The organism is Acinetobacter sp. WU_MDCI_Abxd143, from assembly GCF_025514195.1.
Classification (GTDB): domain Bacteria; phylum Pseudomonadota; class Gammaproteobacteria; order Pseudomonadales; family Moraxellaceae; genus Acinetobacter; species Acinetobacter pittii_H.
This window is the reverse complement of the sequence record NZ_JAHPTH010000001.1, coordinates 326,655-349,231: the sequence shown is the minus strand read 5'-3', so window position 1 is coordinate 349,231 and position 22,577 is coordinate 326,655. Positions and strand designations below refer to the sequence as shown.

The window sequence follows — 22,577 nt, the reverse complement described above, 5'->3', positions numbered from 1 at the left end:
GCCATGCGAGATTTTGCACGTATACAAGAGCAGGCTTTAAGCCTTGATATCTTTGATTCGATTGAATCATTTCCTGAATGCGGTGGAATTGATATTTTTATGGGTACGGTTCGTAACCATCATGAAGGTAAAGCTGTTAAAGCATTGAAATATACCTCGTATAAACCGCTTTCTGAAAAAATGATACGTGAAATTGAACTGGAAATTGAGAAAAAGTATCAGGTATCTTATGTGCGAGTGGTTCATCGGATTGGATATTTAGATGTTGGCGAAACAGCCATTATTGCAATTGCTTATGCAGCCCATCGCCGTGAAGCTTTTCAAGCATGCGAAGAAGCGGTTGAGCGGGTAAAACATGAAGTGCCTGTGTTTAAAGAAGAATTCTTTACAGATGGCACGAGTCATTATGTAGAGGGCTGTTGTATTCGTAAGGATGCACCGCACGACCACAAACATCACCATCATACCGGCCATGAACACTCACACTGAAATAAGCAAGACTAGGATAAATAATGAAAAACGTAGGAATGAAGCCGGAAAGTTATCGTGTTGCTGAAGCACAAGCAATTTTATATGCACCACCGCACTGTATTGAATTATTAAGACAGGGAAATACTGAAAAAGGGGATGCATTAAAAACTGCACGTGTTGCAGGAATCTTGGCAGCAAAACGAACTGATGAGCTGATTCCTTTGTGTCATCCATTGCCGATTTATCGTGCAGATGTTGAATATGAATTAGAACATGATTTTGTAAAGATTATTGCTGTGGTGGAAACCATTGGTCCAACTGGCGTAGAAATGGAAGCTCTAACGGCTGCAAGCCTTGCGGGATTAACCATTTACGACATGTTAAAACCGCATTGTGAACCAGAAGAACTCTGGATGGATCAATGTAAACTGCTTAAGAAAAAAGGTGGCAAATCACACTTTAAGCGAGTTCTTCGTCAGCCTGTTTCGGCTGCTGTTATTGTGTTGTCGGACACCGTAGCCGCGGGTAGAAAGCCCGATACTGCCGGAAAATCTGTGGTTGAAACTTTAACCGAAGCAGGATTCGACCCAATTCATTACCAAATTTTGCCAGATGAAGCGGATACTTTAAAAAACTTAGTGCTTGAGTTGAGCAAATCATATGCTTGCATTATGACGGTTGGTGGTACTGGAATTGGTAAGCGTGACATTACGGTTGATACGCTAGAACCTCTTCTTGAGCGTAAGCTAGATGGCTTAATGGAAGCTGCGCGTTCATTTGGACAAAAACGCACGCCATATGCTGCAATGTCGCGTGGAGTAGCTGGTTTTATTGATCGCTCTTTAGTGGTGACTTTACCGGGAAGCCGTGGTGGAGCAAGCGAATCAATGGCTGCTATTTTACCTGCCTTAGTCCATATTTTTGATGTTTGCCGTGATTTACCACATCCGGGAGGTTATGAATAATGTCAGGTTGTGGTGCAGAGCGTGGATTGATTAGCGTAGATGAAGCAATTGAACTGATTAGTAACCGACCTAAAAAATTAGGTTCAATTCAGCAAGTTCTTCAAAATAGCCTAAGTCGTTATCTTGCTAAAGAAATTTATTCAGAAATTAATTTACCAAGCTTTTCTCAAAGTGCTGTAGATGGTTATGCGCTTTGTAGTCATGCAGAAGATTTAAATAATCAAAAGTTTCAGGTTACAGGTGAAATTCGTGCTGGAAGCGAAAGTCATGACATCCTAAGCGAAGGTCAAGCGATTCGTATATTTACAGGTGGCAAAATTCCCGAAGGCACAACACATGTTGCGAGGCAAGAAATCGTATCGGTTGTTTCACCTCAAGAAATTTGTTTAACTGAACATATTCGATCTCAAGCTGACATTCGTTTTACTGGCGAAGAAATCCAGAACGGACAGTTGCTTGCACAAGTTGGACAGTTCTTAAATATTGGAAGCTTGGCTGCCTTAAGTATGGCGGGTGTACAAACAGTTGATGTTTATCGTGCACCGAAAGTCGCTGTTTTAGTCACAGGTGATGAAGTTGCCGAAACAGCAGAAGATCTTGCAGAAGGCAAAATCTTTGATGCAAATGGTCCATTACTAAAAGCTTGGTTTGAAGATTACGGCCTAGAGATTGAACTCATTCATGTGGCAGATGAGGCGGCGCAAGTCACGCATTACTTTAATCAGTTAAAAAATAGCTATGATGTCATCATAACCACAGGCGGAGTGTCAGTAGGTGATTATGACTTTGTTCGACCATGCGCTTTTGAGACGGGCTTTGAACAGATCTTTTGGAAAGTAAAACAAAAGCCGGGTAAGCCACTCTTTTTTGCTGAATATTCTCACACGGGAAAAGATCAGCGTTGTTATTTGCTTGGGTTACCGGGTAATCCGGCTGCGGTCTATGTGTCTATGCAGATTTACGGTAAAGCATTGCTTGACACTTTACAGGGAAACTCAGCAGAGCCAGAGTGGTTTAGTGCAATTTTAGATCATAATTTAAAAGAAGATGCGCGTGAACGTTTTCTAAGAATGCATGCTTACTTTAACAATGGACAACTTAAAGTTAAAAGTCTGGCAAAACAGCAATCACACATGCTTAGTAATTTAATGCAGGCCAATTGTCTGGTGCGAATTCCAGCAAGTGTGAAACTAGAAGCAGGTCATATTTTGAAGGGTGTATTCATCTCAAATTAATGATGAGTAATAGTAGATATAACTCACTATACAATTGAGTGAGTTATATTTGTTAAGCGAATTTATATAATAGCTTTCTATTTTTTAGAATAAAAATTCTTTTATAAAGTTGATAAGAAGTTATTTTTATAATGAATCTTGCATAACTCGTGGTAAGTGGTTTAGGGTATAAACAATAGGGCCGTTAGGCTAGGAAATATCGAGGAACGCATAAAGATGAAATGGGACGACATCGGTGATCAACCTTGTTCGGTTGCTCGTATGCTATCAGTGATTGGCGATCGATGGACGATGCTAATATTACGTAATGCTTTTATGGGAATACGCCGTTTTGACGATTTTCAAAAGTCATTAGGTATCACTCGTCATGTCCTTTCAGATCGTTTAAAGCGTTTGGTTGAATATGAAATTTTAGTCAAAGCTCCTTATTTTGATCGTCAGGAACGCTTTGAATATAAATTGACTGATAAAGGTTTTGAGCTTTATCCAATTATCTTATCTATGGCAAATTGGGCAGATAAATGGATGGATCAAGGTTTAGGTAAACCTTTAGAATATCGTCATAAAACTTGTGGCCATAAATTTGAACCAGTCATGGTATGTTCGGTTTGCCGTGAACCTTTACATGCAAAACAAGTTCAGGTTTCAGCTGGGCCGGGCTACTTTGCATATATTCAGCAAAAACAGAAACAAGCTTAATTTTCCTCTCTATAAATTACGAAGACTCTTGTTGAATCGCATCAGCTAGAGTCTCATAAACGTGGTTATGATTTGACTGTGTTACATTAAAGCGTATGAATTGACCAGCATTGGTAGCTTGGCTAAATGCGTTTCCTGGCGCAAGAATAACTTGATGGTTAATACAGTATTTTGCAATTTCTGAAGCTTCAACTCCCTCTGGCAAATGACACCAAACAAAAATTCCAGCTTGAGGCTTAATCCATGGTTTTATACCCAAAGGTTCTAACTGAGTAATGGTATCGTGCATTGCTTTTGCTAAACGGACCTTTAATAATTCTATATGTTTACGATAAGAACCATCTGTTAAAGCACTTAATAAAACTTCAGCTGATACACCATTGTGAGAAAAGTTGGTGGCAATTTTCAGGTCGGTGAGCTGATCAATCCATTCTGGTTTAGCAATAATATAGCCACAACGAATAGATGCCGATAACGTTTTAGAAAAACTTCCAATAAAGATTACACGTGAAAGATTATCCAAAGCAGCAAGCCGAGGAGCAGGGCTATATTCAAAATCAGAGAAAATATCATCCTCAACAACAATCAAATTTGATTGTTCAATAAGTTTTAATAATTGATGCGCCGTAGAAAGAGAAAGTACTGCGCCAGTTGGATTATGAATTCCTGAGTTGGTGATATAAAGACGTGGATTATAAGTTTCAACTGCTTCTTTAAATGCTTCTAAGTCTGGGCCAGTTGGTGTGTAGGGAATACCAATAACCTTGACTTGATGAACTTTAAGTAATGCATGAAAGTTAAAATAACAAGGATCATCAATGAGAACGACATCATCGGGCTTTAGTAAAAATCGGCATACTAAATCAATCGCTTGAGTTCCTGAGTCTGTTAAAAGTACTTGATTAAGATTTGCATTGATACCTTTTGCTTGAGCGCGTCTTGCCAGTAAACCACGTAGAGCGGGTAATCCTAATGGCGTTGAATAACCCATCAAACAATCATCTGGGCTTCTTGCGGCCGACCTTAATGCTTTACGAATACTATCTAATGGCATCCAATCATCAGGTAGCCAACCGCAGCCGGGTTTAAATACATCTGCTTTTGCTTCCAAAGATTGACGTGAAATCCATAATGGATCGACTGAGCGATCTAATTTAGGACCTAATTCACTTAAAGCTAAAGGTGCGAGCGGACCAACAATATAAAAACCAGATCCAGTTCTTGACTCGATTTTGCCTAAAGCAATTAATCTTTCATATGCTTCTACGATGGTTGAGACAGAAAAGCCAAGCTCATTCGCCAATTTGCGAACAGAAGGCAAGCGTGCTCCAGGCATTAAAGACCGATTTTTTATTTGTTGCTCAATCTCTGAAATGACAATTTCAATTTTGGTTTTGTTCTGGTTCACTGACTTACAATCCGAACTGTACTGGTTATTAATACATTACAGTTCTTTTAAATTGTACTGCTTTGTATCTGGTTTATTCACCTTAGCACAGCTTAAATTCTTCGTATAGTAATGGAGAAAATTATGAATAGGTTTATGAATGGCTGGGTGAATGGTTTTATTGGCGTGGCTATTTTTGCGGGATCACTACCAGCAACACGCGTAGCCGTAATGGGGTTCGAACCAGGTTTTCTAACTGCGGCACGTGCGGCAATTGCAGGTATTTTAGGTCTTATTCTTATTTTGGTTTTAAAACAAAAAAAACCAGCCAAGCAAGATTGGTGGCCTCTTGCCATCGTTGCTTTAGGCGTGGTGATAGGTTTTCCACTATTTACAGCGCTTGCTCTCCAATACATGAATGCGGCTCATTCAATCGTTTTTGTTAGTCTTTTGCCGCTTGCAACTGCAATATTTGCTGTGTTGAGAGGCGGAGAAAAACCTAATCAATTTTTCTGGATATTTGCAATCTTGGGGAGCGCGGTTGTATTTGCTTATATGTTCTTCATCTCTGGTGATACCTCACTTGGGATAGGAGACTTTTATATGTTAATGGCGATTATTTTATGTGGTTTTGGCTATGCAGAAGGCGGTGTACTTTCAAGAAAAATAGGAGGGTGGCAGGTCATTTGTTGGGCGCTAATTTTGTCACTACCTTTTATGCTGTTTCTGACTATTTTTTATATGCCGGTTTCATTCCAAAGTGTGTCTCCATCAGCTCTAGTCGGTCTTATTTATGTATCTTTATTTAGTATGCTGATAGGTTTTTTCTTTTGGTACAAAGGGCTTGCACAAGGAGGAATTGCTGCGATTAGCCAACTACAACTCTTACAACCTTTAATGGGATTAGGTATTGCTGCGGTCTTGTTACACGAAGAAGTAAGTTGGTCAATGTTGGTGGTTACAGCAGCAACGATTTTATGCGTCGCTGCCGCCAAAAAGTTTACCTAATTTTATAAGCAATTTGCTGGTTTAGGGATTCCTGCTAAACGACTTAAGTGACGAGCCACTAAACCAGTATTAAATTGTTGCTGTAAAACCGCATTATTAATCTCTGGACTAACCGCTTTCATTAAAAATTTAATCAGCGGGCGAGTTGCTGGAGAATGTCCAAACTGTTGATAAAACTGACGTACAGCTGCTAAAACTTCAAAATGCCAATCAGTGAGTTCAAGATCAAGCGATTTGGCAAGTTCTTGTGCAACTTCGGGATTCCAGATTGTGTAATCAACCAAATGACCATCTTGGTCTAATTCTAAATTCATGAAACCAGCCTAAATATATTATTTAAGAGAAATACAGCGATTAAACGTCAAAATCAGATCCGTAAATTGATCATAATCTAATACATTAATCTGAGCTAAAGTATCTGTATCAAGTAAGTCTTTTTCGATGCTTAAACATGAAACAGATTCAAATGATCGAATCATTTCAGCAGAAAGCTGTGCAACAGAATCACCCATAAAAACAATCTGGTCACCTGCCTGAAAAAGATGACTTAACTCATCAATAATCTTAGGCGTAGCGTGGTAAGAAGATTGCACAAGATAAAGTGTTGACGGATTCATTAAACTTACACCTTTATCTACCAATATAGAACATGATCAAAAGATTGAATAAACTCAGCATTCAACTGAACGAATTCAATTTCTTGTTCGGTTTTTTGTACAAGAAGATGCTGCTGATTTTTACTTTCAACCAGAATAGGACTCAAGTCATAGAACTCAAAACTTTCGACCATATTTGAGGCCACTTTGAAAGCCTGACGCAACTGATCAAAGCTCAAATCATTTTGCAAAAGACTAAGAGCCGCATCTTTCAATAATACTTTGACTGGTGAGCCAAAGGTTGCTAAAACCATAGTAGCGGAAAGGCTTTCATTGATTTGAAGACTGGTTAAATTGGCTTGGCTTAAAATGACGAGTACAGATTTCACACAATATACCTTTTAAAAGCAACAATCTAAGCAAACAAAGTAACTTAAAATTGAATAAGACGAGATGCTGACTGTACTGCATCAGCAAGTTCACCTAACCCGACAAGTTCAAAGTCTTTGGCAAGGTTGTGATGAGTAAGGTGATGGCGACTGGCATTTTCTGCATCTGTAATACCACGAGCGAGGGCAGCACTCACACAAACAGGAAGACGAATCGCAAGCTTTTGCCATTCATGCGTTAAATTACGCTGGTCGTCAGGAACCCATTGAAAATCATTAGCAACCTGCACGCCATCTTGGTAAAAGAATACACGGAAGTCTTCATTTTTACTTTTGAGTGCCTGAGCAAGTCCTAACGCATGCCAAGCATGAATGGAAGTAGGAGCAGAGGTAATTAGTAGTAATGTACTCATTGAGAATTCACTATGGTCATACGTCTAAATGGGCGTAGATACATTAAGAGAAAGGTAAGTATACAATGATTTTAGTGACAGGTGGTTTAGGCTTTATCGGTTCACACATTGCGTTGAGTCTCATGGCTCAAGGGCAAGAAGTGGTAATCGTCGATAATTTGGCTAATTCGACCTTGCAAACGCTTGAACGGCTAGAGTTTATTTCTGGTATGTACGTTCCATTTGTCAAACTTGATGTACGTAATACACCCGCATTGAATAAGGTTTTCGAGCAATATTCAATTGATGCGGTTATTCATACTGCCGGGTTTAAATCAATTGAAGAATCTAACCTTAAACCTCTTGAATATTATAATGATAATGTTAGTTGCATCATGAGTTTACTACGCGCAATGCAACGTACAGGTGTTCGTCATTTTATTCACCTGTCTAGCCTTGCAGCTTATGGTAAATCTGGACTGCAATTAAGTGAAACAGAAGAATTTAATTACGCTTATCCTAATCCTTATATTAAGTCTCAACAGATGATTGAAGAAATTATCCGTGATACTTATAAAATTGATCATGAGTGGAAAATTGCAATCTTGCGCTTATCGAATATTGTAGGTGCATTTGAACATGGCGTGTTAGGTGAGTATGTCGCTCAGCTTCCTAAAAATATTGTACCGCTCGCGATGCAAGTTGCAGCAATGCAGCGTGATTTGATTGAATTACAAGATCAAGCTGAAACATCAGATCATACGACTGAACGCAGTTTTCTACATGTTTTAGATTTGTGCGAGGCGGTGAGTGCGAGTTTACATTGGCTGCGCGATCAAACACATTGTTGCGAAGCATTTAATATTGCCCATGATCAAGTTCATTCAATTCGTCAATTACTCGATGAAATTTCACAAGTCACTCAAGCTGAGATTCCAACACAAACAGCGATTTATAAGCATGTTGAGTTGGATCAAGTTGGAGCTAATATTGAAAAAGCCAAAACATTACTGCAATGGGCACCAAAACGCCCATTAAAACAAATGATCGAAGATGAATGGCGCTTTTATCAAAATACATTAAATGGAAGATAAGATAATGATTCTTATTTACAATAATGAAATGCTTGAGTACGATATTCAAAATTAACTAGCCAGAGCAAACACTTGCTTCAGCCCGTGAGTTCTTTATTGAGATAACCGAGGTTTCTATGCAAACACGAATTGAACATGACACGATGGGTGAGATTGAAGTTCCAAATGAAGCATTGTGGGGAGCACAGACTCAACGCAGCTTACAGAACTTTAAAATTGGGCAAGAACGATTACCTCGTGCCATGATTCGAGCAATGGGTTTGGTCAAAAAGGCTGCAGCAATAACCAATGCTGAACTTGAACAATTACCGCAAGACTTGAGCCAATATATTGTAGGCGCAGCTGAAGAGGTCATTGATGGTAAGTGGGATTCACAGTTTCCTTTAGTTGTCTGGCAAACAGGTTCTGGTACGCAAAGTAACATGAACTGTAATGAAGTGATTGCCAATATTGCGAACCAGAAATTAGGGCAAGCGTTAGGTGCACAAAAACCAGTACATCCAAATGATCATGTCAATCGTGCTCAATCAACCAATGACTCATTTCCAACGGCTATTCATGTAGCGGCAAGTTTGCAAATTAATGAATTACTGATCCCTGCGGTCGAGCAACTTAAAGCGACTTTGCAAAAAAAATCTGATGAGTTCCAAGATATTGTCAAAATTGGCCGTACTCATTTGCAAGATGCCACGCCATTAACTTTAGGCCAAGAGTTTAGTGGCTATGTTTCTCAGCTTGAGCTTGGATTGGTTCGATTACAACAGGCTTTAACTGGTTTATATGAATTGCCATTAGGTGGAACTGCTGTAGGGACTGGGTTAAATGCACATCCTGACTATGCAGTAAAAGCAGCCGCACAGCTTGCTCTACTTACAGGTTTGCCATTTGTAACTGCACCTAATAAATTTGAAGCACTAGCAGGACGGGACGCCGCTGTTTTTGCATCAGGTGCATTAAAAACTTTGGCTGTAAGCTTAAACAAAATCGCGAATGATATTCGTTGGTTGGCAAGTGGTCCACGTTGTGGTTTCGGTGAAATCCGTATTCCAGAAAATGAACCTGGTTCAAGCATTATGCCTGGGAAAGTAAACCCAACACAAAGTGAAGCAATGACCATGGTTGTTGCGCAAGTGCTTGGCAATGACACAACCATTAATGTGGCTGGTGCTTCAGGTAACTTTGAGTTAAACGTATTTATGCCTGTAATTGCTTATAACTTATTGCAATCTATTCAATTGCTTGGGGATGCTTGTAATAGCTTTAACGACCATTGTGCAGTAGGAATTGAGCCTAATCGCGATAAGATTGACCACTTCTTACATAATTCTCTGATGTTAGTTACAGCGTTAAATCCAGTAATTGGCTATGAAAATTCTGCAAAAGTTGCAAAGACTGCTTATAAAGAAAATAAAACTTTGAAGCAGGTCGCTGTTGAGCTTGGTTTGGTAACAGCGGAACAATTTGACGAAGTAGTTAAACCTGAAAAGATGGTTTCACCAAATAGTAAGTAATCACTAAAAACAATGTAAGCGTTAATGTTTATATAAAAGCCCTCATCTGAGGGCTTTTATAGGTAGAGACTAATTTATAGTTTGAGATAGGAAAATATCAAAGTAAGCCTTCTATATATTCCCAACCATGAGATTTCATAGTCTCAAACTTCTTTTTTAGCTCTTCTTTTTCGTAGTTATGAGGATCGCCTGCTAAAAGAACATGATACGAGTTAGTTTCTGGTTCTATAGTCACTTCAATAATTTCTACTGGTTGGATCACTCCACTCTCAGTTAGACCAGAGTCTATAAAACATATTCCTTTTACAGGAATAACAGTACAGTCATATTCTTTGGAAATAAAATAATTATTTGCTGAAGCGGAATACGTACGTGATGCTCTAACTTTCATGTGTACCTCCTTCAAGCGTAGAAAGGGAATGTTTTAGTCTGGCGTGCTTGTAGAGTTAATACTGTTTAATTTATATAGTGATTTTATTTTTTACTTCAATATTCTAATTATAGATTTTTTATTAGCATAAAATACTGTTAGCTATAATTTACAAGTAAGGTATTAAAAAACTTATGAATCAAAAGCCACTTTCAGTTGTTTTAATTCCTGGTTATATGCTTGACGAATCTCTGTGGAATGAAGTCATAAATGAGGTGCCTAAAGAGTGGAATATATCTCGAGCTACTTTAAAAGAAGGGCAAACAATAAAAGAGATTGCTCAGAATATTGCTAAAAATGTGCCTGAGAGCTTTGTACTAATTGGATTCTCACTTGGAGGATACATTGCGAGATCTATAGTGGAGCAATTTCCTGAAAAAGTTAAGGCACTTGTTTTAATAGCATCTTCATTACGTTCAGATACAGAAGAGCAGAAAAGTCAAAAGTTAACGGCGATTAAGCTTAACTCGGGGAAAAATTTCCATGGACTAAGTTCAATATCGATTGAAAAAACACTTCATCCATCGAATGTTCAGAATCGTGCTCTCGTAAAAAGAATCCAAGAGATGGGCAAGACTCTAGGTTACGAAGAGTTCGTTAAACAATCTATGTTAGATAGAAATTCTTATGATATGAGTAAGATCACATGCCCAACTTTAATTATTTCTGGTGCAGAGGACCAGCTGCGTTCTAAGGAAGAGGCGATAGAATTATTAGATCAGTTGCCACATGCAAAGCTTGAGATAATTAAAAATACGGGCCATATGATTCCGATTGAGCAGCCGAAGACATTGGTTTCAGTGATTTCAACTTGGTTAAGTACTTATCATTTATGAAGGCCTAACTTTTGTTTTCTTCGTTAAAATCTTAATAATTTTGTAAACTTGATTACCGAGTTTAATTTTTTGATTAATGGTTGCATGATCAAGCTGCTCCCATAACTCAAATGGGAAAAACTCTGAACTATGATCAAATATCCATAACCATTGGTAGCTATTATTAAGCGTACTTTTATCAAAACGGACATCTTGTACTTTGACAATCTTAAACTGTTTATGATGTTCGTCTTGAAGAATAATTTCATGGTTCTCCATTAGACATCCATCCATTAAATACAATGTTTAATTTTACTCAAATTAATACTATTTGATTAACTTGTTAGGTTGGCATTCATTTACAAAAGATTTCGAGTTGTTAAAGTTTGTCATTTTCAAAATGAAAATAATCTTTACTTTTGAAATACAAGGTTTTAAATAGCTTACATTGTAAGAAGAGGAGGTAGATGTCAGAATGGACATTGAAATTTATCTTCGAGTATCGCTATGAGTTTAATAGGCTTTATGTATGCAAGTAAAACCAATAGTGAACATAGTCAAATAAAACAAGATTTAATTGATATTCTCACAGAAGCAGTCAAATTCAATTCTCATAATGATATTACAGGAGTACTTTACTATGGTAATGGATACTTCTTGCAGTATTTAGAAGGTGAGAAAGAACAGGTCGAATCGCTATTTTATAAATTAATTTTAAAAGATTCGAGACACCAGAACTGTGAAATCATCTTTTCAGAACCATCCGAACAACGGCTATTTAAACATTGGAGTATGAAATTTGCTCCCATTAACACGAAAATAAAAGAGTTCTTTCATCATCATCATGTTGATGAGTTTAATCCTTATTTGCTTAACACTACATCTATTCCGTCTTTTATTGAATTGCTTGTAGATCAACCAAATTATAAAGTTGATCAATATCAAGGTTAATCGAAACCAAGAATTACAACGGTTTTTTGATGCTCTATTTAAATTTAAGCTCTCTTCGGAGAGCTTTTTATCACAAAGGTTTAAAGTTTCACTAATTAATGGCGAATTGACGTTGAATAAGCCGTCATAATTGTTAAAATGCCCACCTTGTCCTGTTTTTATATTGTTTTTTGTTTTGCATGTATTTCGCAAAGTTAGAGATAAAATTATTAAAAACAGCTGCTTAGTTAAGGATTTTTGAATGCTCTCTATTTATTTAACAGATACCCAACAACACGTGCAATTTAATGATTATCCTAGTGATCAGCCGGTTAAGTTTCTGTTAAATCTTAAAAAGATTTTCCCAAGTACGGCGGATTTATTATTACCAGTTTTACCTGAAGATAATGACCTAGAAAATGTAACTTGGGAATCAACCTCAAAAGATTTTGAAGTTTTTAAAAAGCTATTAGCGGGATGGGGTGTTATTGAGCTTCGTTTAAATGCAATTACTGCTTATAAAGATAAAAACTTTGCAAATGAGCTAGTGAAACAAGCGCAGGTAAAACGTAAAAAAACAGCGCAAAAAAATCATCAGCTTTCTTTAGTTGCTCTAGATTATATTTTTATGCACGAAGTTCATGCATTGATTGATGCTGAACTGGTCACTATTGGTGAAAAATTCTACTTACCAACCTTGCGTGAGCAATGGAAGGGTACGGTTTCAGACCAAGTGCTCAACGGAAAACTCTAATTTAAGTACAAAAGGTGGATTTATAAAAATTCACCTTTTTTATTTTTAATTAAATCAATATTTTATAATTTTAAGATTGCTTATACAAAAGTTTACAAGAAAAGAATGCGTTTTTTTCAATGTGGCAGATACATTGCTTATATAAATACAAAATTATTGCGGGAGAGAGGTTCATTGAGAACCCGCCGAAGGAGCAACAAGCCCGGAAACTCTCAGGCAAAAGGACTGTAATAATTAAAAAATCTGGAGAGAAGCTTAGATTTATAAGAATGGAAAACAATAACTTATAAATTATAAACTCACCGAAGGGGAAGATCTAAACGTTAAAAGGTAACGTTCGGGTCGAAACTCTCAGGTACCAATGACAGATGGGCTGTACTGATGAAATGTTTTTGCATTTCTGAGGAGTCTGTTATGCCACATGTTATTGTGATAGGTGCGGGAATCACAGGGGTTACCTCTGCTTATGAATTATCGCAACTGGGTTATCAAGTCACAGTGATTGATCGACATTTATATCCTGCAATGGAAACATCATTTGCCAATGGAGGGCAATTATCGGCTTGTAACGCCGAAGTGTGGAACCAAAAAGCCACCGTGATTAAAGGCTTTAAATGGATGAGACAAAAAGATGCTCCTCTATTGTTAAACCCTTCATTTAGTTTGCATAAGTATAGTTGGCTGGTTGAGTTTCTATCACATATTAAAAACTATGAAGCGAATACGATTGAGACGGTTCGTTTGGCCTTACTCGCTCGTAAGCGTTTGTTTGAAGTTGCGGAAAAAGAGCAGCTTGAATTTGATTTGGAGAAACGTGGAATCCTCCATATGTATCATAGTAAGGCTGACTATGAGATTGCTAAACAAGTGAATAACGTATTGAACAAAGGTACATTGGAGCGCTATTCGGTTTCAGCTGATGAAATGAAAACAATAGAACCATCTTTGACGGGTGACTATTTCGGTGGTTACTACACGCCAAGTGATGCAACGGGAGATATTCATAAGTATTCGACCTCTTTGGCTGAAAAGACTAAAGAATATGGCGTTCAATATAAGTTCGGCCTAGAAGTTATGGATATTAAGTGCAGCGCAGACAAAGTAGTCGTGACTTGTCAGCCAAGTGCGGAGCATCCTTATCTGGTTGAATCTGATACCATTCAGCTAGAAGGTGATGTACTTGTGGTTTGTGGTGGTGTAGGGAGTTATCAACTTGCCGATATGATTGGTGAGCGAGTAAATGTGTACCCAGTAAAAGGTTATTCAATTACTGTGCAATTAAAAGATGAGCACAGTGTAAAGAATGCTCCATGGGTGAGCTTACTAGATGAAAGTGCAAAAATTGTGACCTCTCGCTTAGGTAAAGATCGACTACGTGTAGCGGGGACTGCTGAGTTTAATGGCTATAACCGTGACATACGGGCTGATCGTATTCAACCATTAGTGAATTGGGTAAACCGTAATTTTGATATTTCAACAGAGCATGTGGTGCCTTGGGCAGGGTTAAGACCTATGATGCCGAATATGTTGCCAGTAGTGAAACAATCTAAACAACCTCGTGTTTTTTATAATACAGGGCATGGGCATTTAGGTTGGACTTTGTCTGCGGCAACCGCAGTTTTAGTCGGTCAGGATATTGCTCAAAAATATCCAGCGTAGAAAGTAAAAAGCCAGTGTTCAAACACTGGCTTTTATCTAAAGAGTTAGTCATATAAGCGGTAGATTCCGCTAAAACGCTCACAGCCTTTTTGCTGGGTTTTCACATTCAGTAAGGCTTTTTGGAAATTAAACTGATATTTACAGTTATGCTCATTGTCTAAAATTTCATTTTTTTGTTCAGGTGAACTATAAGCCATCAAAGAAATCGTTTGAGTTTCTTTACGGTTATTTGGATTACGGTATGCTATACCTTCAATCTTGATTTTATCTTTCGCGAGCTGATGGACCTGAATGTGTACAGGCTGTGCTGCTAGATGTCCATTCTCAAACTTAAGATAATGCTGGGTAAGCGTTTGCTTAAGCGATGCATAAAAATTTAAGTCATCAGTACGTAAATCAAACTGCTGTTGAATGCATGTATTACTCTTGCATTGCTGAGTATGTTTAGACCATAACTTTTGTGTATCCTGTAAAAGCTGTAAGGGGGCATCAGTAACTAAATATGCAGAAAGATATTTATTATTGAGTTGCTTTCTCGATTCACTAAATGTTTTTGAGCAGATTTTAAGCTCAGCTCTAATATTGGAGCAGTCTATTGATTCTGCAAAGACAAAAGGTGAACATAAACAACTCAGTGTCACGACAAAACTTAATCTTTTCAATTGATTCATATCAGTATTAGACAGCATGATCGCTTATACTTTCAGTCTACTTTGCTAGGTGTACTATAGCGAAACAGAACGGCTGAATACAAGATTTCTTAAGTTTTTATGGAAGGTAATAATTTATATGGTTGCTCAGATTCGTATTGGACAAGGAATGGATGTACACGCCTTTGAAGAGGGGAACTTCGTTACATTGGCGGGTATTCAAATTCCACATACACATGGTTTGAAAGCGCATTCTGATGGTGACGTGGTACTTCATGCGCTATGTGATGCTTTATTAGGTGCTTTAGCGCTTGGTGATATTGGACAACATTTTCCTGATACTGACCCAGAATACAAAGGCGCAGATAGCCGAGTATTGTTAAAGCATGTTTATCAATTAATCTTAGACCGTGGTTATCAGCTAAATAATGCTGATATTACGGTGGCTTGTGAGCGTCCAAAATTAGCTAGGTATAATTTGGAAATGCGTCAAAGCATTGCTGATGTTTTAAATGTCGATATTAATCAAATTAGTATTAAAGCAACGACAACCGAAAAACTAGGTTTTACCGGTCGTCAAGAGGGTATTTTGGCTACGGCGACTGTTTTAGTCTCTCATCACACTAAGTGATCGGCCTGTTGCAAAGACTGCTGAAGTTCGAGAGTTGCCTTACGGCCTTGTAGCTGTAAGGTAATACTATGAATGAGACCAGTCCAAGTCTCATTAGGTTCCCAAATTTCGTGTAATAAATCCTGAGACGCAGGCATATCCATATTCATATAAAACTGTCTATAAACATACATAAGGCAACTTACGCGTTTATTTTTGGCGCAATGTATCCAAACAATTTCATTTTGCACTAAATGATCAATCAAATCTAAAACTAATAAGCACTGCTCAGCAGAAGGCATCTCCCAATCAATTGGAATATGAATGTAATTCAAACCAAGGTCTAAACAAATACGATCTTCATTCTCAATGTGATTTGGAGCATTAGTTAAAGCAAGATTAATGACTGTGCTACAGCCATACTCTTTAATTAATTTTAGTTGTTCAACGGAAGGTTGTGCCGAACTAAATAAATGTTCATGAATAATCGAAAATGCGGGAATTTGAGATAATGATTGTTCAAGGGTTGTCATGATCGCACTCTACAAGAGTAGGCTTAGCTTATTGTGTAGAATGTTATACACGATTCTAGAGAATAGTTGAAATACAGCCTGCTTATATATTCGACAACGTTATCAAAATTTTAAAAATAATTAACTGAAAAAAGTACAAGTCTTATAAAATAAAAAAACAGCATCATAAAGATGCTGTTTCCTATGTAAATACTTAAGCTTTTAGATTTTCATTCAATAAAAATTCGACTAAAGCTTTTTGAGCATGAAGACGATTTTCTGCCTCATCCCATACGACTGCATTTTTATGATCGAGCATGGTTTCAGAAATTTCCTCACCACGATGAGCAGGTAAGCAATGCATGAATAAACAGTCAGGGTGAGCAAGACTCATTAATTTTTCGTTAACCTGAAAATCAGCAAAGGCTTTTTCACGAAGTTTTTGTTCTTCTTCTTGTCCCATGCTTGCCCATACATCTGTCACAATGAGATCAGCATTTACTGCTGCATCTTCTGCATTATCAAAAAGCTCAACACAATGACCAAACTCTGCTAAAAATTCAGGTTTAGGTTCATATCCTTTTGGTGAAGCAACCTTAAGTTTGAAACCCATCATATGTGCAGCTTCAATATATGAGTTACACATATTATTGCCATCACCGATCCAAGCAACCGTTTTGCCTTCAATACTACCGCGATGTTCAATATATGTTTGTAAGTCAGCAAGTAACTGGCACGGATGATGGTCATCCGTTAAGCCGTTAATCACAGGAACTTTTGAGTAAGATGCAAAACGTTCAACAATGTCATGACCAAAGGTACGAATCATCACAATATCAAGCATACTTGAAATTACACGTGCTGAGTCTTCGATCGGTTCACCGCGACCTAATTGTGTGTCACGAGGCGATAAGAAAATCGCACTGCCGCCAAATTGGTTAATACCTGCTTCAAAAGAGATACGTGTACGCGTACTAGATTTCTCAAAAATCATTCCCAATACTTTACCGACAAAAGGTTGGTAGACCTTATTGTCATGTTGCATTTTTTTAAGTTCGCTCGCGCGTTCTAAAATGCGATTAAGTTCTAGAGTGGATAGATCACGTAAAGTCAGGAAATGTCTTAGAGCCATGTAGCTACTCCATAATAATTGTTTTGAAATACAACAATTATCTGTTGTTGGCTGGGTGGATGTGGGAAAAAAAGAAGTCTACTATACTATAAGCAGTTTAAAATGCAAAAGAATTAGACTTTATGATGGCCCTTTAAGAAAATATCTACACAATAATTAATATAATCAATGACTTCTTTCTCATCAGGAGGGAGTGGCATTCCCATAATCATACGCCATTCAATATCACGTAAAATTCCAAAATACATTAATGAAGAATAATCTGGAGATGTGCAAAAAATTTCTTCAGCTTGGTGAGAGAGTAAAAGTGCCTGAGCAATTGTGTTTTGTACATCTTGAGCGCACTTTTCATATAAGTATTGGCTCAAAGTTGCATTGCATTGTGTTTGCTCAATAACTAGACGTAAAAAAGCGATATGTTCAGGTTGAATAATATGAGTATAAAAACGAATAAGAGTTTGAACTAAATAATCGCGTAGAGAGGTTTGTGAGGGCTGAAACGGGATGCAAATATCTTTAAAGAACATTTCTCGACGATAGTCGCAAATTGCTGTGAATAAACCATCTTTATTGCCAAAATACTTATATATTGAAGCCTTTGAGCCACCCGCATGATTCACAATGTCATCGAGTGAAACAGCATCATATCCTTTATCCAGAAACAGCTCGGTTGCGCTTAACAATAGTGCTAAACGACGTTCAATACCGCGACGTGTTTGTGGTTTATCACATACTGAGTGATGTGACTCAAGGACTGGATCATGCATATAATTTCATAACAACGGTTAACTTTGCCTATCTAGTATAGCAAAACTAGCTTTAAGGATGGCCATTAGCTTTTTTTTAGGTTATCTGCTGAGCAGTAAGTGGTTAATTAATGAAATAAACTAATGGAAAATATAAGCTTAGATTAGGTTTTAGATAGGTATAATGATGTAACCTTATATTTATTTAGAATTTAATTAAAAATTACTAATAAAAACAAAGCGGCTAAGAATGACTTAACCGCTCTGAACTTAACTCATAAGCTGTCTAGGCTTCAGTTTGAGTAACCTTGTGCTCATCTTCTTCATCATCGTCTGCAGAGTCCATTCCAAGTTCTTTTAACTTGCGAGTTAAGGTATTACGTCCCCAACCTAATAGTTCTGCTGCGTGACGTTTGCGTCCGCGTGTTTGTTGTAAGGCAGCATTAATTAACGTGCGTTCAAACATTGGTGTAGCAATATCCAAAATTTTCATTTCACCATTCTTAAGCTTTTGAATAGCCCATTGATTCAGTAGTTCATCCCAATGGTGTAGAGAAATACGTTCAAATGAAGGTGCAGGTTGTCCAGTTTCACTATTCTTTTGCAGTGGAACCTGTTTGAGTTCTGATGGTAGATCTTCCGGATAAACTTCACGACCAGTGATCATCACAGTTAACCAACGGCATGTATTCTCAAGTTGTCGAACGTTGCCGGGCCATGGTAACTGTTGCATATAATCCGTTGTTTCGGTACGCAAGATTTTTGGACTTACGCCAAGCTCTTTACCTGCACGCGCAAGGAAATGCTGCGCAAGCATTGGAATATCTTCACTACGGTGGGCAAGCTTAGGAATGTGAATACGAATCACATTTAAGCGATGATATAAGTCTTCACGGAAGCGACCTTCATTTACCAGTTTTTCTAAATCTTGATGTGTTGCCGCCACGATTCGAACATCAACTTTAACTGGAATGTGTCCACCTACACGATAGAACTCACCATCAGCAAGTACACGCAGTAGTCGAGTTTGTGTTTCAAATGGCATGTCACCAATTTCATCAAGGAACAGTGTTCCACCATTTGCTTGTTCAAAGCGGCCTTGATGTTGGGTGTTTGCACCCGTGAAAGCACCTTTTTCATGACCAAATAACTCAGTTTCAATCAAGTCTTTTGGTATCGCAGCCATATTTAAAGCAATAAAAGGTTTGGCACGGCGTGGGGAATGCTTGTGTAAAGCATGAGCAACTAATTCTTTACCTGTACCCGATTCACCATTAATTAAAACAGTAATATGAGATTGAGACAAACGGCCGATAGCACGGAAAACCTCCTGCATTGCCGGAGATTCACCAATAATTTCTGTTGATTGAAGAGGTGAGGCTGTTTTTGTAGCTTCTTGCTGTTGTAGTTTATTAATATGCAGGATCGCACGATTGACTAAAGCTAAAGCTTCATCAATATCAAAAGGCTTTGGTAAATATTCAAACGCGCCTGTTTGATAGCTTGATACAGCAGACTCTAAGTCAGAATGTGCTGTCATAATAATGACAGGTAAATCTGGATGAGTGTTTTTGACTTTAGATAAAAAAGTTAAACCATCAATTCCAGGCATGCGGATGTCAGTTAAGATGACATCGGGAGCATCATGGTGCAAACGTTCAAGCGCAGTTTGAGCTTCTTCAAAATTGGTAACATCAAAACCTTCCTCTTTAAAGGTCTTTTCCAATACCCATCGCATGGCGCGATCATCATCAATAACCCATATTTTATTTCGCGACACGGTCTGACTCCCAAGGTAAATATAAGCTAAAAATTGTTTTTCCAGGAACAGATTGGCATTCAATCATTCCGTTATGTTGATGCATAATATTCTGTGCAATACTCAGGCCAAGCCCAGTACCTTTTGCTCGTCCAGTAACCAATGGATAGAATACTGACTCCAAAATACTTTCAGGAATGCCTGGTCCATTGTCCTCTATGTCGACTCGCACTGTAGATCGATTTAGTACACCGTTAATTGTGACAAGACGTTGTATACGTGTACGTAGAATTAACTCCGGTTCGTGATCTATAAAAAATGCTTTGTTTTCTGTTATGGCTTGAATTGCGTTTACACTAATGTTGAGCATGACTTGTATTAACTGATCACGATCGGCATTAACATCGGGTAAAGACAAATCATAATCCCGTATAATTTTAATTTTCTTCTTTGTCTGGTTGGCGATAAGTGAACGCACTCGCTCCAAAGGCTCGTGTACGTTAACATTTTCATAACTTGGGAGTTGTCTAGAACCCAACATGGTATCTGCCAAGTTAGTTAAACGATCTACTTCATTAATAATGACATCTGTAAATTCAGCATAACTCTTATCGTTTAAACTGCGAGCGAGTAATTGAGTTGCACCACGAATACCTGCAAGAGGGTTTTTAATTTCGTGCGCAACGCCACGTACAAGCTGCCTAGCGACCTGATGTTGTTGTACCAGATTTTCTTCTTTAGAAATCTTTAACATACGATCAATCGGGTTGAGCTCAATCAAGAGTAATGGGTGATAACTTTTACCTGCATTTAATTGAGAAACTGTATAATCAACATGAAGGTCTTTAAAGTTGACATTAATAACCGCTTCTCGACGAGTATAAGGTTGGCCCGTTTTAATAGTGTTTAATAAAGCTTCATGTGTATTAAAAGTATCATCAGGCGCATGAAGTAGGTTTAGAACGGGCTGTCCTGAAGCTCGAAGCAAACTAATATCAAATAGTGCTTCGCAGGCAGAATTTAAATAAAAAATATTTAAGTTACTATCGATCAATAAAATCGCAGTAGTTAGGTTGTCTACCAATAGGCGATAGTCGATAGGGTTGTGTTGATCCATTAGCGAATCGTTCCTGTCTTAAAATAGCGCAATGGCATCTTCTTGGTTATCGGATTTTCACCGTTATAGAACATGAACGATGCAAAATATACGCCAACTTTGTTTATGGGTTATTTTAAAGTTTTAAGGTTTTTAAAAATGCGCTGAAATCGGTCTTTATATCTATTGATCAAAACTGATGGCTTAAAAATAGATAATAACATGAACCAACTTGGTGCAAAGGTGAGTTTTGGTGCAAATGTTGGTCGTATTTTGGTGCATTACACAAAGAGTAGGCTTTCCACCTATGCTTGAGGCAAGAAAAGACATACAATACGCGCATTCAAGTGGAGCGCAGATTCATGAAGACCCCCAAAGTCGGTTTTGTTTCTTTAGGTTGTCCTAAGGCATTGGTAGATTCTGAACGAATTTTAACTCAGTTAAAGACTGAAGGTTATCAAGTTGCATCAGATTATGATGGTGCTGATTTAGTAGTTGTTAATACCTGTGGTTTTATTGAATCTGCGGTACAAGAGTCGCTAGATGCAATTGGCGAGGCCATGAGTGAAAATGGTCGAGTGATCGTTACCGGATGCTTAGGTAAAGACGAAGATAAAATTCGTCAAATGCATCCAAACGTTTTAAAGGTTACTGGTGCAGCAGCTTATCAAGATGTGATGGAAGCTGTGCATGAATATGTACCGGCACCACCTAAACACAATCCGTTTGTTGATTTGGTTCCTGAACAAGGAATTCGCTTAACACCAAAGCATTATGCCTATTTAAAAATATCTGAAGGATGTAACCATCGTTGTACCTTCTGTATTATCCCAAGTATGCGTGGCGATCTAGTATCGCGTCCAGTTGGAAGTATACTGGAAGAAGCCGCTGCGCTTAAAAGAGCAGGTGTTAAAGAAATCTTGGTTATTTCCCAAGATACATCAGCTTATGGTGTAGATACCAAGTACAAACTTGATTTCTGGAATGGCCAGCCTGTTAAAACAAAATTCTTTGATATGTGTGAAGCACTAGGCCAACTTGGTATCTGGGTGCGCTTACATTATGTTTATCCATACCCACATGTTGATGCGGTTATTGACTTAATGGCACAAGGTAAAATTCTGCCATATCTTGATATTCCATTCCAACATGCAAGCCCGCGTATTCTTAAGTTAATGAAGCGTCCGGCTCACAGTGAAAATACACTCGAAAAAATTAAATTGTGGCGTGAAAAATGCCCAGAGCTTGTGATTCGCTCTACATTTGTAGTGGGTTTCCCAGGCGAAACTGAAGAAGATTTTCAAATATTGCTCGATTGGTTAGTTGAAGCTGAACTTGATCGTGTTGGCTGCTTTACCTACTCACCAGTAGAAGGCGCTACGGCAAATGATTTACCCGATCATGTGCCTGAAGAAATTAAGCAAGAGCGTTACGAGCGCTTTATGCAAGTGCAGCAACAAATTTCTGCTGCTAAGTTGCAAAAACGTATTGGTCAAACGATGACTGTATTAGTCGATAGTTTGGAAGATGAATATCCTGTTGCTGTTGCACGTTCTTATGCCGATGCTCCGGAAATTGACGGTAATGTCTTTGTAGAAGATATCGATAAGAGCACTATTCAACCAGGCGATATGTTGGAAGTCGAAATCACCGATGCGGATGAATACGACTTATTTGCAAAGTTAATTAAAATTAAGTCGGTTTAATCGATAACGATTCAAAAAAGCATTCAGTTTA

26 protein-coding genes and 1 riboswitch are annotated in these 22,577 nt (G+C 38.0%); of the genes, 13 read left to right on the top strand and 13 right to left on the bottom strand.

Annotated features, from left to right (window positions below; genetic code table 11):
* The first annotated feature begins 3 nt into the window (after positions 1 to 3).
* The 4 genes from KTI79_RS01650 (at position 4) to KTI79_RS01635 (ending at position 3,370) form a co-directional block, all read left to right on the top strand.
* Positions 4 to 489, top strand: coding sequence for a molybdenum cofactor biosynthesis protein MoaE (locus tag KTI79_RS01650; protein ID WP_032053989.1), 486 nt, complete (start codon positions 4 to 6; stop codon positions 487 to 489).
* 23 nt (positions 490 to 512) lie between these two features.
* Positions 513 to 1,436, top strand: a complete 924-nt coding sequence (gene moaCB / locus KTI79_RS01645) for a bifunctional molybdenum cofactor biosynthesis protein MoaC/MoaB (RefSeq protein WP_014207007.1) — start codon at positions 513 to 515, stop codon at positions 1,434 to 1,436.
* Positions 1,436 to 2,671, top strand: a complete 1,236-nt coding sequence (locus KTI79_RS01640; protein WP_032053988.1) for a molybdopterin molybdotransferase MoeA — start codon at positions 1,436 to 1,438, stop codon at positions 2,669 to 2,671. The genes moaCB and KTI79_RS01640 overlap by 1 nt, the downstream gene beginning before the upstream one ends.
* Before the next feature lie 216 nt (positions 2,672 to 2,887).
* The gene (locus tag KTI79_RS01635; protein ID WP_262468241.1) at positions 2,888 to 3,370 is read left to right on the top strand and encodes a winged helix-turn-helix transcriptional regulator; all 483 of its coding nucleotides are present in this window, start codon (positions 2,888 to 2,890) and stop codon (positions 3,368 to 3,370) included.
* 16 nt (positions 3,371 to 3,386) lie between these two features.
* Here KTI79_RS01635 and KTI79_RS01630 read toward each other — a convergent pair whose 3' ends face one another.
* Positions 3,387 to 4,778 carry a PLP-dependent aminotransferase family protein gene (locus KTI79_RS01630; protein WP_032053985.1) on the bottom strand — a complete coding sequence of 464 codons (1,392 nt, stop codon included), beginning with the start codon at positions 4,776 to 4,778 and terminating at the stop codon, positions 3,387 to 3,389.
* A gap of 123 nt (positions 4,779 to 4,901) precedes the next feature.
* On the opposite strand from KTI79_RS01630, the gene KTI79_RS01625 reads away from it, so the two are divergent.
* Positions 4,902 to 5,765 (top strand): DMT family transporter, encoded by an 864-nt coding sequence (locus KTI79_RS01625; protein ID WP_032053984.1) that lies wholly within the window; start codon positions 4,902 to 4,904, stop codon positions 5,763 to 5,765.
* A gap of 2 nt (positions 5,766 to 5,767) precedes the next feature.
* Here the strand turns inward: KTI79_RS01625 and KTI79_RS01620 are convergent, their stop codons facing one another.
* From KTI79_RS01620 to tusD, 4 genes are read right to left on the bottom strand one after another with little or no spacing between them, the layout of a single operon-like run.
* Positions 5,768 to 6,079, bottom strand: coding sequence for a TusE/DsrC/DsvC family sulfur relay protein (locus KTI79_RS01620; RefSeq protein WP_032053982.1), 312 nt, complete (start codon positions 6,077 to 6,079; stop codon positions 5,768 to 5,770).
* An 18-nt stretch (positions 6,080 to 6,097) separates the two neighbouring features.
* Positions 6,098 to 6,382: a hypothetical protein gene (locus KTI79_RS01615; RefSeq protein WP_016140712.1), complete on the bottom strand. Its 285-nt coding sequence runs from the start codon at positions 6,380 to 6,382 to the stop codon at positions 6,098 to 6,100.
* 17 nt (positions 6,383 to 6,399) lie between these two features.
* Entirely contained in the window at positions 6,400 to 6,750 is a 351-nt protein-coding gene (locus KTI79_RS01610; protein ID WP_032053981.1) for a hypothetical protein, read from the bottom strand.
* 44 nt (positions 6,751 to 6,794) lie between these two features.
* The gene (tusD, locus tag KTI79_RS01605; RefSeq protein ID WP_002115623.1) at positions 6,795 to 7,163 is read right to left on the bottom strand and encodes a sulfurtransferase complex subunit TusD; all 369 of its coding nucleotides are present in this window, start codon (positions 7,161 to 7,163) and stop codon (positions 6,795 to 6,797) included.
* Positions 7,164 to 7,228: 65 nt separating this feature from the next.
* On the opposite strand from tusD, the gene galE reads away from it, so the two are divergent.
* The gene (gene galE, locus KTI79_RS01600; RefSeq protein ID WP_032053980.1) at positions 7,229 to 8,236 is read left to right on the top strand and encodes a UDP-glucose 4-epimerase GalE; all 1,008 of its coding nucleotides are present in this window, start codon (positions 7,229 to 7,231) and stop codon (positions 8,234 to 8,236) included.
* Between the two features lie 116 nt (positions 8,237 to 8,352).
* Positions 8,353 to 9,747 (top strand): class II fumarate hydratase, encoded by a 1,395-nt coding sequence (gene fumC, locus KTI79_RS01595; RefSeq protein WP_032053979.1) that lies wholly within the window; start codon positions 8,353 to 8,355, stop codon positions 9,745 to 9,747.
* A gap of 97 nt (positions 9,748 to 9,844) precedes the next feature.
* Here the strand turns inward: fumC and KTI79_RS01590 are convergent, their stop codons facing one another.
* Positions 9,845 to 10,138, bottom strand: a complete 294-nt coding sequence (locus KTI79_RS01590; RefSeq protein WP_032006888.1) for a hypothetical protein — start codon at positions 10,136 to 10,138, stop codon at positions 9,845 to 9,847.
* A 173-nt stretch (positions 10,139 to 10,311) separates the two neighbouring features.
* Between KTI79_RS01590 and KTI79_RS01585 the strand changes: the two genes are divergently transcribed.
* Positions 10,312 to 11,013 carry an alpha/beta fold hydrolase gene (locus tag KTI79_RS01585; RefSeq protein ID WP_032053976.1) on the top strand — a complete coding sequence of 234 codons (702 nt, stop codon included), beginning with the start codon at positions 10,312 to 10,314 and terminating at the stop codon, positions 11,011 to 11,013.
* Here KTI79_RS01585 and KTI79_RS01580 read toward each other — a convergent pair.
* A complete protein-coding gene (locus KTI79_RS01580) occupies positions 11,008 to 11,271 on the bottom strand; it encodes a hypothetical protein (protein WP_032053975.1) in 264 nt (87 codons plus the stop codon). The two genes, KTI79_RS01585 and KTI79_RS01580, sit on opposite strands and share 6 nt — an antisense overlap.
* Positions 11,272 to 11,499: 228 nt before the next feature.
* Here KTI79_RS01580 and KTI79_RS01575 point away from each other — a divergent pair, with 228 nt between their 5' ends.
* The 3 genes from KTI79_RS01575 to KTI79_RS01565 all read left to right on the top strand — a co-directional run bounded on the left by KTI79_RS01575 (position 11,500) and on the right by KTI79_RS01565 (position 14,335).
* Entirely contained in the window at positions 11,500 to 11,943 is a 444-nt protein-coding gene (locus tag KTI79_RS01575; RefSeq protein WP_032036535.1) for a BLUF domain-containing protein, read from the top strand.
* Between the two features lie 241 nt (positions 11,944 to 12,184).
* Positions 12,185 to 12,676: a hypothetical protein gene (locus KTI79_RS01570; protein WP_002115670.1), complete on the top strand. Its 492-nt coding sequence runs from the start codon at positions 12,185 to 12,187 to the stop codon at positions 12,674 to 12,676.
* A 149-nt stretch (positions 12,677 to 12,825) separates the two neighbouring features.
* Positions 12,826 to 12,914: riboswitch (glycine riboswitch) on the top strand.
* Between the two features lie 176 nt (positions 12,915 to 13,090).
* The gene (locus KTI79_RS01565) at positions 13,091 to 14,335 is read left to right on the top strand and encodes a D-amino acid dehydrogenase (RefSeq protein WP_086376164.1); all 1,245 of its coding nucleotides are present in this window, start codon (positions 13,091 to 13,093) and stop codon (positions 14,333 to 14,335) included.
* 44 nt (positions 14,336 to 14,379) lie between these two features.
* Here the strand turns inward: KTI79_RS01565 and KTI79_RS01560 are convergent, their stop codons facing one another.
* On the bottom strand, positions 14,380 to 15,024 hold the full coding sequence (locus KTI79_RS01560) for a hypothetical protein (protein WP_032053973.1): 645 nt from the start codon (positions 15,022 to 15,024) through the stop codon (positions 14,380 to 14,382).
* A 100-nt stretch (positions 15,025 to 15,124) separates the two neighbouring features.
* Between KTI79_RS01560 and ispF the strand changes: the two genes are divergently transcribed.
* Positions 15,125 to 15,616 (top strand): 2-C-methyl-D-erythritol 2,4-cyclodiphosphate synthase, encoded by a 492-nt coding sequence (gene ispF, locus KTI79_RS01555; RefSeq protein ID WP_032053972.1) that lies wholly within the window; start codon positions 15,125 to 15,127, stop codon positions 15,614 to 15,616.
* On the opposite strand, the gene KTI79_RS01550 is transcribed toward ispF, so the two are convergent.
* The 5 genes from KTI79_RS01550 to glnL form a co-directional block, all read right to left on the bottom strand.
* The gene (locus KTI79_RS01550; RefSeq protein WP_032053971.1) at positions 15,604 to 16,128 is read right to left on the bottom strand and encodes a protein tyrosine phosphatase family protein; all 525 of its coding nucleotides are present in this window, start codon (positions 16,126 to 16,128) and stop codon (positions 15,604 to 15,606) included. The two genes, ispF and KTI79_RS01550, sit on opposite strands and share 13 nt — an antisense overlap.
* Positions 16,129 to 16,321: 193 nt before the next feature.
* A complete protein-coding gene (gene argF, locus KTI79_RS01545; RefSeq protein ID WP_032053969.1) occupies positions 16,322 to 17,239 on the bottom strand; it encodes an ornithine carbamoyltransferase in 918 nt (305 codons plus the stop codon).
* Positions 17,240 to 17,352: 113 nt separating this feature from the next.
* Complete coding sequence (gene adeN / locus KTI79_RS01540) at positions 17,353 to 18,006, bottom strand: multidrug efflux transcriptional repressor AdeN (RefSeq protein ID WP_086376165.1); 654 nt, start codon at positions 18,004 to 18,006, stop codon at positions 17,353 to 17,355.
* Positions 18,007 to 18,271: 265 nt separating this feature from the next.
* Entirely contained in the window at positions 18,272 to 19,765 is a 1,494-nt protein-coding gene (gene glnG, locus KTI79_RS01535; protein WP_032053966.1) for a nitrogen regulation protein NR(I), read from the bottom strand.
* Entirely contained in the window at positions 19,752 to 20,861 is a 1,110-nt protein-coding gene (gene glnL, locus KTI79_RS01530) for a nitrogen regulation protein NR(II) (RefSeq protein WP_002115631.1), read from the bottom strand. The genes glnG and glnL overlap by 14 nt, the downstream gene beginning before the upstream one ends.
* Positions 20,862 to 21,202: 341 nt before the next feature.
* On the opposite strand from glnL, the gene rimO reads away from it, so the two are divergent.
* On the top strand, positions 21,203 to 22,546 hold the full coding sequence (gene rimO / locus KTI79_RS01520; protein WP_032053965.1) for a 30S ribosomal protein S12 methylthiotransferase RimO: 1,344 nt from the start codon (positions 21,203 to 21,205) through the stop codon (positions 22,544 to 22,546).
* Positions 22,547 to 22,577 lie beyond the last annotated feature (31 nt).